A 13,066-nucleotide genomic window follows, 5' to 3' on the forward strand; every position below is an offset into this window, starting at 1 on the left:
CTTTGTCGTAAAAAACTTTCATATTCTTCCTAAATCTTCCTCAGTATTGGAGCGGAGTTCTTTTGTTGTGCGTGCGCTTTGCATTCGAACGCAAAGCGACAGCGACTATATGTGCAACGCCGGTTTCAATCAAGCGGCATAAGACGCCAGATACGGCGGCATCGCCTGATCGCGCACATGCGGGATGTCCAGCTGACGCAATTTGCGATACAGCGAAGCGCGACACATGCCCAGTTGCCGCGAAGCGGCGGAAATGTTCCAGCGACTGCCGACCAGCGCATCGATAACGCGCGTGCGTTCGTCCCCGAGCGAGCCGCCTGGCTCGCGGGGAAGAATGTCCGCAACACCGGCTTGTGGCACGATGCTGCGAATGTTGGACACTGAGTTGGAGGCTGAAACAGTATTCAGCCCCACAAAATGATGAGAGGCGGGAGCCGGCGTTGCCAACGACTCCATCAGCTCTTCCGGCAAATCGGCGACTTCAATGCGATCACCGTTCATGACGGCGCAACAATAACGGACCACGGCATGCATCTGGCGCAAGTTGCCCGGCCACGGATACGCCAGCATCCGCTGCAAGGCCGGCGGCGCGATGATGCGTTCATCTACGGGCTGCCCCGGCATTTCGTCGGCGATCATCTGCATGATCAGTTCGCGCTTGTCGGCGCGTGTGCGCAGCGACGGCAAGCGCAGTACGCCGCCGGCGATGCGGTAATACAAATCTTCGCGGAAGCGGCCCTGCGCCACCAGCGTCTTCAAATCCTGATGCGTGGCGCAGATCAGATGCACGTCGACCGACACCGGATGCGCCGCCCCCAGCGGAATCACTTCGCGCTCCGACAGCACGCGCAGCAGGCGCGTCTGCAAAGCGAACGGCATGTCGCCGATTTCATCGAGGAACAGCGTGCCGCCGTCGGCCTGCTGCACCTTGCCTTTCATGCCGCCCGGCAGCGCGCCGGAAAAGGCGCCCTTGCAGTAACCGAACAGTTCGCTCTCGGCCAGGCTCTCCGGTATCGAGGCGCAGTTGACCGCCACCCAGTTGGCGGCGCGACGCGCGCTGTAAGCATGCAGCGCGCGCGACAGGTATTCCTTGCCGGTGCCGGTTTCGCCGAGGATCAGAATGGGGATGTTCTTGTCGATCAGGCGCTTGCCGCGCGCGATCAGGTCCTGCATCTGCGGATCGCCGCCGCAAAGTTCATCGAGCGAGCGATAGCGTGCGCTGTTGACATATCCGCGCGCCGTAGCGAGGTCTACCGTGGATGTCGGCATGATTTGTCTCCTGTCTGTGAACTGCTTTTTCTTATGTGGCGGCGAGCCCGGTTCGTGGCCGGTTGCGCCTTTGAAATTCTCTTCCCGGTTGTCTCGACTAATGAAGGAATTCTGTGAGTCAGTCGCAAGTAAGCTGACTCTGCGGCAAAGAATAGCCAGCTTGTTTGATAACTTCCAATACAATGTAGACACATAACTAATACCTTAAAGGTATCAAATGATCGAACTGCGCCACCTGACTTACTTCCGCACCGTAGCAGAAACCCTGCATTTCGGACGCGCTGCCGAACTGTTGCATATCTCGCAACCGCCGCTCACACGGCAGATCGCGGCGCTGGAGAAGGAGCTCGGCGTGCAGTTGTTCGATCGCAGCAAACGCAACGTGCAGTTGACCGAAGCAGGCAAACATTTCTACCGGGACACTGCTGAAATTTTTCATGCACTGGAACGCGCCAGGCGCAACGCCGTGAGCACCGGCGCCGGCAAGAGCGGCGCGCTGCTGGTCGGCTTCATGATGTCGACGGCATATAACATCCTGCCGTCGGTAACGCGCCACTATTCGGCCAATTATCCGGAGGTCGACATGCGCCTGACCGAGCATGTGCCCAATCTGCTGGCGGTGGATATCAGGGAGGGAAAGCGCGACGTGGGCATCATGTATCGCCCCGAGGATTGCAGCGGGCTGGACAGCCGCACGATCTTTTCCGAACCGCTGGTGGCGGTGCTGCCGAAGAATCATCGGCTGGCGACACGTGAAAAAATTTCAGCCAGGGATCTGGCCGACGATCCCTTCGTCAGCATCCCGCGCGCGATCGCGCCGGTGGTCTACGACCTGATCGTCAATTGCTGCCAGGCCGCCGGCTTCCGTCCGCGCATCAAGCTGGAAGCCAACCTGCAGCAGACCATCGTCAACCTGGTCGGCGAAGGCCTGGGCGTGGCGATGGTGCCGAATTCGATGCAGGCCATGCATCTGGAAACCACGGTCTTCAAGCCGCTGACCGATGCGCCGGTGGTGGAAGTCGCGGTGATCTGGAACAAGGACAACCGCAATCCCTGCATCCAGACCTTTGTCGAAACGGCGGAAGAAGTCTGGTCGGCCTTGCGCCGCGGGCAGACGGCCTGATCGATCACCTTATACGCACTTGAGGCTCAGGCCGCCGTCGACGATCAGGTCCACGCCGGTCACATAGCGCGCCGCGTCCGACGCCAGGAACAAGGCCGCATGCGCCACGTCCCAGGCGTCGCCCATGTGTCCCATCGGACATTGCGCGTGACGCTTGCGGCGCATTTCTTCGATGTCGCCGCCATAGGACGCTTTCAGCGGCTCGCGGATCATCGGCGTATCCATCAGTCCCGGCAGCACGCAGTTGGCACGGATGCCGACCGGCGCGTATTGCATCGCGATGTTCCTGGTCAGCGCCAGCATCGCCGCCTTGGACGCCGAGTAGGCCACGTAAGGAAAACCCACCCAGCGTATCGCCGCCAGCGAAGAGATGTTGACGATGGCGCCCTTCTTCTGTTTTTCCATCACCGGCAAGACGTGCTTGCAGGTCATGAAGACGCTGGTCTGGTTGATGGCGATGACGCGGTTCCAGCTCTCTTCGCTGGCCTCGACCGGGCCGCCGGTTTCGGCGATGCCGACGTTGTTGTGCAAGACGTCGATGCGGCCGAAATGATCGAGCCCGGCCTGCACCATGGCGGCGATGTCGGATGTCTTCGACACATCGGCAGCGACGACTTCGCAGATCCCGCCTTCGCTGCGGATCAGGTCTGCCGTGACCTGCGCCGCTTCCAGATTGCGGTCGACCGCCAGCACGCGCGCGCCTTCGCGCGCATACAGCACCGCCGCCGCCTTGCCGTTGCCCCAGCCCTCGCCGACCGAACCTGCGCCGCTGACGATGACAGCCTTGCCTTCCATTGCGCGTGCCATGATGTACTCCGTTCAGATGTCGAGAATGCCGGCAGCCACGAAGCCACCGTCCACCGGCACCACGTGGCCGGTGATGTAGGACGAATCGTCGGCGGCCAGGAAGGACACTGCCGCGGCGATCTCATCGGTGCTGCCGTAGCGATGCATCGGCACGCCGTCGGTGAAGCTCTTGCGCGTTTCCGGCGAATGCACCGCCTGCGTCAATGGTGTATCGACCGGGCCGGGCGCGACGCTGTTGACGGTGACGCCATGTCCGGCCAGCTCGATGGCCATCTGTTTGGTCAGGCCGATGACGGCGGCTTTGGATGTGCCGTAGGCAGTGCGGCCGGTGCCGGCGCGAATGCCCGAGACGGAAGAAATGTTGACGATGCGCCCCCATTTCCTGCGCACCATCATGCGCGCGGCATGCTGGCCGCACAGCATGACGCCGGTGACGTTGATGTTCATCGTCAGCAGCCAGTTGTCGAGCGGGTAGTCAAGGAAGGGAAACGTCTTGGCCACGCCGGCGTTGTTGACCAGCACGTCGCAGCGGCCATAGTCTTTTTCGACGTTGGCGAAGGCGGCGGCAATCGATTCCGCCTTGCTGACGTCCATCGCCAGCGCAACAGCCTTGCCGCCGCCGGCGTTGATCTTGTCGGCGGTCGCTGTGGCCGCTTCCAGATTGATGTCCGACACCAGCACGGTGTAGCCGTCGCGCGCCAGGCGCTGGGAAATGGCGGCGCCGATGCCCATGGCTCCGCCCGTCACGAGCGCCACGCGGGCGCCGCTGTCATTTTGGTTCATGTTGTCTCCGTGAGGATGGCGGCTTGCGGAGGAAAGGTGCAAGCCGCCGTTTTCAGATTTTGTTTTTGTTAATCAGTGTTCCAGGAAACCGATGGAAATCCACGGCACCGCAGCCACCACCAGCAGCGCCACCACCAGCGCCGCCAGATAACTCCAGACCCGGTTGAAGACCTTGTCCGGCGACACCTTGCCGATCGCGCAGGCGGCATAGAAGCCGACGCCGAACGGCGGTGCGAACAAGCCGATGCCCATCGCCAGGATCACCACCATCGCGTAATGCACGTCATGGATGCCGAGCGAACGGGCCACCGGGAACAGCAGCGGCCCGAACAGCACGATCGCCGGAATGCCTTCCAGGATGCTGCCCAGCACGATGAAGATGACGATGGTGATCAGCAGGAAGCCCATGCCGCCACCCGGCACGCCTTGCATCAGCGCCACCAGCTTGGCCGAGAAGCCCGACTGCGTCAGCGCCCACGCCATCGAGGTCGCCATGCCGATGATCAGCAGGATCGCGCCCGACAAGGTCGCCGCTTCCACCAGCATCGGATAGATGCGCCTGAAGTCGAGGTGCTTCATGAAGGCATGCATGATCAGGCCAACCACGATCGTGTAAGCCACGCCGATGGTCGCCACTTCGGTTGCCGTCGCCACGCCTTCGATCACCGCCACGCGGATCAGCATCGGCAAGGCCAGCGCAGGGATCGCCGCAACGAGGGTTTTGGCAATCACGCCCATGGTGGCGCGCTTGACGTCCGGCATCGGTTCCCGACGGGCGCGGAACCAGCAGACGATGCCGATCGCAATCGTGGCAATCACGGCGGGCATCAGGCCGCCGATGAACAAGGCGGTGATCGAGACGCTGCACACCGCGCCGATGGTGATCAGCACCAGGCTCGGCGGGATCGTTTCAGTCATCGCGCCGGACGACGACAGCAAGGCCACCAGCTCTTCCGGCTTGGAACCGCGCTTCTTCATTTCCGGGAACAGCGCCGGCGCAATCGCCGCCATGTCGGCCGCCTTGGAACCGGAGATGCCGGACACCAGGAACATCGCGCCCAGCAGCACGTATTGCAGACCGCCCCGCACGTGCCCCAGCAAGGCCGCCATGAAGTCGATCAGTGTTCGGGCCAACCCGCTGATTTCCAGCAGCGAACCGAGCAGCACGAACAGCGGCACCGACAACAGGATCAGGCTGGACATGCCTTCATCCATGCGGCTGACCACGATCATCATCGGCGCGCCGGTGGCAATCGTCAGATACGCCATCGTTGCCGTGCCGAAGGCGAATGCAATCGGAATCCCTCCGGCCACGCAGGCGCCGATCAGCAGCACGAAGAACACGATCAGGTTGTAGTTGCCCATCGCCAGCAGAGCCGGCTTGCTGATCCACAGCACTGCGCCGATCACCGCCACCACAGCCACAGCAGAGAGCACCTGTTTGATGCTGGAACGACTCGCCATGCGTGCAATCGCCGCCAGGAACATCAGGATGGCGCCGACCGGCAAGGCCGCCGCCCGCAAACCGTCGGGAATCTCCAGCGCCGGCGTGGTGATCGCCATCTGCTCGGAGGCATGATCGACCGCAGGATGAATGATCATCAGCACGAAGATGCAGACGATCAATGCCGCCACGGTCTCCAGCCAGATGCGCCACTTATCCGAAAGGCGGTTGACGATGGCGGTCAGGCGCATGTGTTCGCCACGGTCCAACGCCAGCACCGCTCCCAGCATCGACAGCCAGATGAACAGCGTCGAGGCCAGTTCATCGGACCAGATCAGCGGATCGTGCAACGCGTAGCGGTAGATCACCCCGGCCAGCAGCACCGCGGTTTCCACCACCACCAGCGCCGCGGCAACGGCGGCGACAACATGCATCGCGCCGCGGTTGACGCCCGCCAGCAAACGCGCCAGCGGGTTGGCCGGCGCCGACGTCGATGCGGGAGGCAGGCTCGCTTCGGTCATCGCCGCGCTCATTTACGCCAACTTCCCGGTGTATTTCTCCAACAGCGCCCAGGCTTCGTCGCCGAACTTCTTGTGCCACTCGGTATAGAAGCCGGCGCTGCGCAGCTTGGCGCGGAAGGCTTCGTTGTCGGTGTCGTTGAAAGCCAGGCCCTTGCCCTTCATTTCCGTCGCCAGCGAATCGTTCAACGCCTTGACGTCGGCGCGTTGCTTGATGCCGGCTTCGTTGACGTTGCGCGTGACGATCTCTTGCAGATCCTTGGGCAGACGCTCGAAGGATTTCTTGTTGGCCAGGAACCAGAAGCCGTCCCACATGTGGTTGGTCATCGAGCAATACTTCTGCACTTCGTACAGTTTGGCGGTGGAGATGATCGCCATCGGGTTTTCCTGGCCTTCGACGATCTTGGTCTGCAGCGCGGAATACACTTCGGCGAAATTGATGCTGGCCGGCGCGGAATCGAAGGCACGGAACATCGAAGTCCACAGCGGGCTTGGCGGCACGCGCAGCTTCATGCCCTTGAGGTCTTCCGGCTTGTTGATCGGACGGGTGCTGTTGGTGATCTGGCGGTAGCCGTTGTCCCAGATCTTTTCAAACGCGAAAACGGTCGACTTGGCCTCGATCTGCTTGCGCACGTGCGAACCCAGTTCGCCGTCCATCGCGGCCCAGACCTGGTTGTAGTCCTTGAAGGCGAAACCGACGCCGCTGATCTGCGCAGCCGGCACCAAGGTGCCAAGGATCAACGGCGACAGCGTGAAGAAGTCGACCGCGCCCGAGCGCACCTGGCCCAGCGTGTCGGTATCGTTGCCGAGCTGATTGTTCGGATACACCTGGAAGTCGATGCGGCCCTTGGATTCGGTCGCGATCTTGGCGGCCATCTCCTTGGCACGCGTATTCATCGGGTGCGTCGCCGGCAGGTTGTTGGCGTACTTCAGCGTGAACTCGGCGGCGGCATGTGCCTGGGTCGAGATCATGCCGGTTGCCGCGGCGGCCGATGCGATGGAAACAGTCTTCAAAAAACGACGGCGAGTGATGCTGGCAGTTGGTTTGCCCATCTGTTTGTCTCCTGGTTCTGATTTTGGTTGGTTTGTATTGCCGATACTAAATGACTAGTGATTCAGCACTGCTTATGCGTCTTAGAGCAATTTGGATGCCAAGTCGACGATGACGCTGGCTTCCTTCCCTGAAGTCGGCATTGCAGGGACATTCTCTTCGATAAACGCCTGCTTCGACAAGGGATGTGAAGGGCTAATCGCTGTTTATTTTGCTGCGACACCTGTCGCATTGCCTGAACACTTGTACGACAGCTGTACGCTGTCCCCCCTGTTTTATTCCGCAATGCAGCAAATTCATGTGCAGGCGCGACGTGCTATGTTTACCGCCATCACGGCCCGCCGATGCCGCCCGCACGGGCGCTGCCGCCACGATCAGAATAACTGCGGAATCACTGCGGCAAAGCCGCGCCGGCCTGAAAAACCAGTGGCACCGTTTTTGCATATTGCTGTTCCAGAACTCTCTTTCTTAGGAATCCATATGACTGCCCCCTCACCCTGCATCACCGGCTGGAACCACTCCCAATTCGGCAAGCTCGACGGCATCGATCAGGAAGCGCTGATCGGCCAGGTCGCCAAGGCCGCCATCGAACACGCCGGCCTGACGCCGGAAGACATCGGCTCGATCCACATCGGCACCTTCAACGGCGGCTTCCTGTACCAGGACTTCCCGTCGTCACTCGTGGTGAATACTTTACCTGCGCTGCGCTTCAAGCCGGCCGTGCGCGTCGAGAACGCCTGCGCCACCGGTTCCGCCGCCATCCACTCGGGCCTGCAATCGATTTTGTCCGGCCAGGCAAAACATGCGCTGGTGATCGGCTTTGAAAAAATGACCGAGCTGGCCACGCCGCAAGTCGGCGAAGTGCTGCTCAAGTGCTGCTACGCCAAGGAAGAAGCCGGCATCCCCGGCGGCTTTGCCGGCGTGTTCGGCAAGATCGCGCAAGCCTACTTCGACCGCTACGGCGACCAGTCGGATGCGCTGGCCGCCATTGCCGCCAAGAACCACAAGAACGGCATGAGCAATCCCTACGCCCACATGCGCAAGGATTTCGGCTTTGATTTCTGCCGCAACGTCTCGGAAAAGAATCCCTTCGTCGCCGGTCCGCTCAAACGCACCGACTGCTCGCTGATCTCCGACGGCGCCGCCGCGCTGGTGCTGAGCGCGGCCGATGTCGCCAGGACCATGCCGCGCGCCGTAACCTTCCGCGCCGCCGTGCACGTCAACGATTTCCTGCCGCTGTCGCGCCGCGACCCGACCCGCTTCGAAGCCGGCACGCTGGCCTGGCAGCAGGCATTGAAGCAAGCCGACCTGAAATTGCTGGACCTGTCGCTGGTGGAAACACACGACTGCTTCACCATCGCAGAGTTACTTGAGTATGAAGCCATGGGCCTGGCCGAACCGGGACAAGGCGCACGCGCCATCCTCGACGGCGTCACCGCCAAAGGCGGCCGCCTGCCGATCAATCCTTCCGGCGGCCTGAAGTCCAAGGGCCATCCGATCGGCGCCACCGGCGTGTCGATGCACGTGATGGCGGCGATGCAGGCCAGCCACGATGCGGGCGACATGCAGATCCCGAATGCGCGCCATGCGGGCGTGTTCAACATGGGCGGGGCGGCGGTGGCGAATTACGTGAGCATTCTGGAACGCGTGCATTGATCAGTACACGATAAATTTTCTCCGTCATTCCAGCGCACGCTGGAATCCAGTGTCTTGCCGGCATTAGTCACGACACTGGGTCCCAGCTTTCGCTGGGACGACTGCGGAAGATGCCTTAAGCAATAGCGGCAACAAAGACCCACATAAAAAATACACACGAGCGAGACGATGTTAACCAAAGTAATGAACCTGGGGCGCCTGCTATCCGACGTCGCCCGCCGCTTTCCCGACGAACCCGGCCTGATCTTCGGCGACGGTACCGCGGACGGCAAAGGCGACAAGATCGCCACCTGGAAACAGATCAACGACCGCGTCGACACCCTCGCCCACGCGCTGCAAAAGCTGGGCGTGAGCAAGGGCGACAAGATGCTGGTCCACTCGCGCAACAACCTGCAGATTTTTGAAAGCGCCTGGGCGGCGTTCAAACTGGGCATGGTCTGGGTGCCGACCAATGTCCGCATCACGCCGCCGGAAGCCGCCTATCTCGGCCAGTCCAGCGGCGCCAGCGTGATGCTGTACGACCGCGGTTTCGCCAACTACGTCGACGCCGTCAAGGAAATATCGCCTGCACTGAAACACGTCATCGCGCTGCAAGATCCGCGCGCCGGCGAACTCGATTTCGAAACGCTCGCCACCGCGACCGGTGCGCAGCAATCCTTCGATGAGGTGGAAGTCGATTACGAAGACCCGCTGTGGTTCTTCTACACCTCCGGCACCACCGGCCATCCGAAGGCGGGCATGCTGTCGCACGGCCAGATGGCTTTCGTCGTGACCAACCATCTGGCCGACTTGCTGCCCGGCCTGACGCATCAGTCGCGCTCGCTGGTGGTCGCCCCGCTGTCGCATGGCGCCGGCATCCATGCCGTCGTCAACACCGCGCGCGGCGCCGCCAGCATCCTGCTGTCGACCGAACGCCTGGTGCCGGAGGAAGCCTGGCAACTGGTGCAGCGCCATCGGGTCGACAACATGTTCACCGTGCCGACCATCGTCAAAATCCTCACCGAAGACGAATCGGTCGACCGCTACGACCACAGCTCGCTCAAGCACGTCATCTATGCCGGCGCGCCGATGTACCGCGCCGATCAGGTCTACGCATTGAACAAGCTCGGCAAGGTGCTGGTGCAGTACTACGGCCTCGGCGAAGTGACCGGCAACATCACCTTCCTGCCGCCTTACATGCACGAAGCCGACGACGCCCATCCGAAGGCGCGCGTGGGTTCCTGCGGCATGCCGCGCACCGGCATGGAAATCGCCATCCTCGACGACAGCTGCAAGAAACTCAAAGCCTTTGAAACCGGTGAAATCTGCGTGCGCGGCCCGGCCGTCTTCATGGGCTATCACAACAATCCGGACGCCAACGCCAAGGCCTTCAAGGGCGACTGGTTCCACACCGGCGATCTCGGCCATGTGGACGAAGACGGCTTCCTCTACATCACCGGCCGTTCGTCCGACATGTACATCTCGGGCGGCTCCAACGTCTATCCGCGCGAGATCGAAGAAGCGCTGCTGACGCATCCGTCGGTGTCCGAAGTCGCCGTGCTCGGCGTGCCGGATCCGAAATGGGGCGAAAGCGGCATCGCCGTCATCGTCGCCAAGTCCGGCCAGCGGGCCGACGGCGACGCGCTGTTGTTGCATCTGGAGAGTCGCATCGCCAAATACAAATGGCCGCGCCGCTTCGTGTTCTGGGAGACCATGCCGAAATCCGGTTATGGAAAGATCGTCAAGAAGCAGATCAAAAGTTTGCTTGAGGAAAAAGGTGACTATCGCTTATGAAGATTTCCAACAAGTCCGCCGACGGCCATCCGGGATTTGTCGAGGTACGCAAGTTTCTTCACGCCGGCCAGCAGAGCTACCCGCGCACGCTGGACCTGGAAGCCAATCCGGCGGAAGAATTGCGCATCACGCTGCAACCCGGAACCAAAGTCGGCGATGCCTTGCGCGAGGTGTTGAAACGCTACGGCCAACGCGGCGGCGTCGGCCGCATGTGCGGCGGCACCGCGCGCAAGCTGCATTACCACCGCATCGAAACCACGCGCGACGCCAACCGTCCGTACGACTACGGCCCGCCGCACGTGCTGGAAGGCGTGATCACCTTCGTCACCGGAGCGATCACGGTCGGCCAAAATCAGGAAGGAAAGATACTGCTGCATTGCCACGCCGGTTTTCTTGACGGCGACGGCACGATACACGGCGGGCATTTACTGCTCGACACGGTGGAAGTGGGCGACGATCCGCTCATCATCCGCCTGTGCTTGTTTTCCCAGGGCGCTTTCGTCGTCAACAGCGATGAAGAGACGCTATTCAGTCTATTGCATCCGACACCCATGGAATCATGATGACGACATCTACGCTTATCAAAAACACAGAAACACTCGCGAACGACAACGACATTCAGGTAGAAGAAGGCACACTGGGCAAGCTGGTGATGGCCAGGCTCAAACCCAACCAGGACCTCACCGAAAGCGTGGAAGCCCTATGCCGCCAATACGGCATGCACACCGCCATCGTGCGCGGCGCGATCGGCAGCCTGATCGATGCGCACCTGGAATACGCCACGCCGACCGGCTGGCGGGAAATGGAAATCAACGGGCCTGGAGTGGAAATACTCAATGTCTTCGGCGAGATCGGATTTTCCAGCGGTAAGCCGCATGCGAATCCGCTGCAAGGTGTGGTGGCGGATGTGGAGGGGAAGATTTTTGCGGGGCGGTTTGTGCGGGGGGCGAATCTGTCGTTCATCACGATTGAGATTACCTTGCAGGAGTGGATTCCCAAGCAAGTGCAGCAGGTTTTGCGTGCTTGATTTTAGTTGCTGACTTGCGTTGGTTTGGTTGATGCAGGCGGCTCTCTTTTGGAACCGCTTTTTTTGTGCGCTTCTTTTATCGGCGCGCTCATGTAGGTTGGATATTTCTTTCTTCGGACGACCCTGCCGGGCCGCCCCCGGCGAAGGGTTGATCGAAGAAAGAAAAATAGAAGCTACCTAAAGACAGCAGGTCGGAACAGCTTATGCCCCCACCAACGCCGCATCCAACAACTCAATCCAATGCCTCACCGGCGTATCCGTCCCCGACTGCAAATGCGTCAGACACCCGATATTCCCCGACACAATCATGTCCGGCTGAGTCGCCTGCAAATTATGAAGCTTGTTGTCACGCAAACGATAAGACAGCTCCGGCTGCAACACCGAATACGTTCCCGCAGAACCGCAGCATAAATGACTGTCAGCGCACAGCTTGACGTCGACGCCGGCGCTACCAAGAATCTGCTCCACCTTCCCCCGAATCTTCTGCCCATGCTGCAAGGTGCACGGCGGATGATAAGCCACACGTTTCCCGATCTTGCCCTTGAGCTTGCCGGCCAGTTCAGCTTCGAAGTCAGGCAAGATCTCGCTGATGTCGCGCGTCAGTTGCGAGATGCGATGCGCCTTGGCGGCGTAGGTAGCGTCGTGCTGCAGCAGATGTCCGTATTCCTTGACGGTAGCCCCGCAACCGGAAGCATTCATCACGATCGCCTCGACCGTAAATCCCGTCGAACCATCGACATACGGCCACCAGGCATCGATATTGCGGCGCATATCGTCGAGGCCGCCATCCTGGTCGTTCAGGTGATAACGGATCGCGCCGCAGCAGCCTGCTTTCGGCGGCACAACTAACTCGACGCCAAGCGCATCCAGCACGCGTGCGGTGGAGCTGTTGATATTGGGCGACATGGCCGGTTGTACACAGCCGTCGAGCATCAGCATCTTGCGCGCATGCGTGCGCGTCGGCCACTGCCCTGCCTCCTGTTTCGGCGGCACCTTGTTCTTCAGCTTTTGCGGCAGCAGCGGACGCACCAGCTGGCCGGCCTTCATCGCCGGGTTGAACAGCCACTTGTTCGGCAACAGGGTTTTAAGCGTCGTGCGTACTACGCGCTGCGCGAGCGGACGCGGCACCTGATCTTCGACCACCTTGCGGCCGATATCGACCAGGCGGCCGTATTGCACGCCGGACGGACAAGTCGATTCGCAGTTGCGGCAGGTCAGGCAGCGGTCCAGATGCGATTGCGTGGCGGCGGTGGCCTGCTTGCCTTCCAGCACTTGCTTGATGAGGTAGATGCGGCCGCGCGGGCCGTCGAGTTCGTCGCCCAGCAATTGATAGGTCGGGCACGTCGCCGTGCAGAATCCGCAATGCACGCAAGAACGCAGAATGGCGTCGGCTTCCTTGCCTTCGTTGGTGTCGCGGATGAAATCGGCCAGGTTGGTTTGCATAGGATTTTAGAATTCCGAATACATGCGGCCCGGATTGAAGATGCCGGACGGGTCGAAGGAGGCTTTGAGGTTGCGATGAATCTTGGCGACTGCCGGCGCGAGCGGATGAAACACGCCGACGCTCTTGTCGCCGCCGCGATACAGGCTGGCGTGGCCGCCCGCTGCCACCGCC

12 protein-coding genes are annotated in these 13,066 nt (G+C 61.1%); 5 read left to right on the forward strand and 7 right to left on the reverse strand.

The annotated features are described in order from the left end of the window. Positions 1-129: 129 nt before the first annotated feature. Entirely contained in the window at positions 130-1,269 is a 1,140-nt protein-coding gene (locus PMI16_RS08655) for a sigma-54-dependent Fis family transcriptional regulator (protein ID WP_007878550.1), read from the reverse strand. A 217-nt stretch (positions 1,270-1,486) separates the two neighbouring features. Here PMI16_RS08655 and PMI16_RS08660 point away from each other — a divergent pair, with 217 nt between their 5' ends. Continuing rightward, positions 1,487-2,392, forward strand: coding sequence for a LysR family transcriptional regulator (locus PMI16_RS08660; RefSeq protein ID WP_007878551.1), 906 nt, complete (start codon positions 1,487-1,489; stop codon positions 2,390-2,392). A gap of 9 nt (positions 2,393-2,401) precedes the next feature. On the opposite strand, the gene PMI16_RS08665 is transcribed toward PMI16_RS08660, so the two are convergent. The 4 genes from PMI16_RS08665 to PMI16_RS08680 form a co-directional block, all read right to left on the reverse strand. After that, entirely contained in the window at positions 2,402-3,199 is a 798-nt protein-coding gene (locus PMI16_RS08665; RefSeq protein ID WP_007878552.1) for an SDR family NAD(P)-dependent oxidoreductase, read from the reverse strand. 12 nt (positions 3,200-3,211) lie between these two features. Continuing rightward, the gene (locus tag PMI16_RS08670) at positions 3,212-3,982 is read right to left on the reverse strand and encodes an SDR family NAD(P)-dependent oxidoreductase (RefSeq protein ID WP_007878553.1); all 771 of its coding nucleotides are present in this window, start codon (positions 3,980-3,982) and stop codon (positions 3,212-3,214) included. 72 nt (positions 3,983-4,054) lie between these two features. Beyond that, the gene (locus PMI16_RS08675) at positions 4,055-5,947 is read right to left on the reverse strand and encodes a TRAP transporter large permease (RefSeq protein ID WP_007878554.1); all 1,893 of its coding nucleotides are present in this window, start codon (positions 5,945-5,947) and stop codon (positions 4,055-4,057) included. 12 nt (positions 5,948-5,959) lie between these two features. After that, complete coding sequence (locus tag PMI16_RS08680; protein WP_007878555.1) at positions 5,960-6,997, reverse strand: TRAP transporter substrate-binding protein; 1,038 nt, start codon at positions 6,995-6,997, stop codon at positions 5,960-5,962. 478 nt (positions 6,998-7,475) lie between these two features. On the opposite strand from PMI16_RS08680, the gene PMI16_RS08685 reads away from it, so the two are divergent. From PMI16_RS08685 to PMI16_RS08700, 4 genes are all read left to right on the forward strand, one after another. Further along, positions 7,476-8,651 (forward strand): acetyl-CoA acetyltransferase, encoded by a 1,176-nt coding sequence (locus tag PMI16_RS08685; protein WP_007878556.1) that lies wholly within the window; start codon positions 7,476-7,478, stop codon positions 8,649-8,651. A 168-nt stretch (positions 8,652-8,819) separates the two neighbouring features. Further along, entirely contained in the window at positions 8,820-10,424 is a 1,605-nt protein-coding gene (locus PMI16_RS08690) for an acyl-CoA synthetase (RefSeq protein ID WP_007878567.1), read from the forward strand. Continuing rightward, the gene (locus tag PMI16_RS08695; RefSeq protein WP_007878569.1) at positions 10,421-10,987 is read left to right on the forward strand and encodes a PCC domain-containing protein; all 567 of its coding nucleotides are present in this window, start codon (positions 10,421-10,423) and stop codon (positions 10,985-10,987) included. Before PMI16_RS08690 ends, PMI16_RS08695 begins: the two co-directional genes overlap by 4 nt. Then, positions 10,987-11,451, forward strand: a complete 465-nt coding sequence (locus PMI16_RS08700; RefSeq protein WP_007878571.1) for a PPC domain-containing DNA-binding protein — start codon at positions 10,987-10,989, stop codon at positions 11,449-11,451. Before PMI16_RS08695 ends, PMI16_RS08700 begins: the two co-directional genes overlap by 1 nt. A gap of 201 nt (positions 11,452-11,652) precedes the next feature. Here PMI16_RS08700 and glcF read toward each other — a convergent pair whose 3' ends face one another. Both glcF and PMI16_RS25800 read right to left on the reverse strand, forming a co-directional pair. Further along, complete coding sequence (gene glcF, locus PMI16_RS08705) at positions 11,653-12,894, reverse strand: glycolate oxidase subunit GlcF (protein ID WP_007878573.1); 1,242 nt, start codon at positions 12,892-12,894, stop codon at positions 11,653-11,655. A gap of 6 nt (positions 12,895-12,900) precedes the next feature. After that, the coding region (locus tag PMI16_RS25800) for an FAD-linked oxidase C-terminal domain-containing protein (RefSeq protein WP_007878574.1) at positions 12,901-13,066 on the reverse strand (166 nt) is incomplete at its 5' end.

Source organism: Herbaspirillum sp. CF444, assembly GCF_000282135.1.
In the GTDB taxonomy this organism is placed as follows: domain Bacteria; phylum Pseudomonadota; class Gammaproteobacteria; order Burkholderiales; family Burkholderiaceae_D; genus Herbaspirillum.

Bases quoted from the DNA above. Each gene is read 5' to 3' on its own strand.
- PMI16_RS08655 (WP_007878550.1), bottom strand. From the start codon at position 1,269: ATGCCGACATCCACGGTAGACCTCGCTACGGCGCGCGGATATGTCAAC.
- PMI16_RS08660 (WP_007878551.1), top strand. From the start codon at position 1,487: ATGATCGAACTGCGCCACCTGACTTACTTCCGCACCGTAGCAGAAACC.
- PMI16_RS08665 (WP_007878552.1), bottom strand. From the start codon at position 3,199: ATGGCACGCGCAATGGAAGGCAAGGCTGTCATCGTCAGCGGCGCAGGT.
- PMI16_RS08670 (WP_007878553.1), bottom strand. From the start codon at position 3,982: ATGAACCAAAATGACAGCGGCGCCCGCGTGGCGCTCGTGACGGGCGGA.
- PMI16_RS08675 (WP_007878554.1), bottom strand. From the start codon at position 5,947: ATGACCGAAGCGAGCCTGCCTCCCGCATCGACGTCGGCGCCGGCCAAC.
- PMI16_RS08680 (WP_007878555.1), bottom strand. From the start codon at position 6,997: ATGGGCAAACCAACTGCCAGCATCACTCGCCGTCGTTTTTTGAAGACT.
- PMI16_RS08685 (WP_007878556.1), top strand. From the start codon at position 7,476: ATGACTGCCCCCTCACCCTGCATCACCGGCTGGAACCACTCCCAATTC.
- PMI16_RS08690 (WP_007878567.1), top strand. From the start codon at position 8,820: ATGTTAACCAAAGTAATGAACCTGGGGCGCCTGCTATCCGACGTCGCC.
- PMI16_RS08695 (WP_007878569.1), top strand. From the start codon at position 10,421: ATGAAGATTTCCAACAAGTCCGCCGACGGCCATCCGGGATTTGTCGAG.
- PMI16_RS08700 (WP_007878571.1), top strand. From the start codon at position 10,987: ATGACGACATCTACGCTTATCAAAAACACAGAAACACTCGCGAACGAC.
- glcF (WP_007878573.1), bottom strand. From the start codon at position 12,894: ATGCAAACCAACCTGGCCGATTTCATCCGCGACACCAACGAAGGCAAG.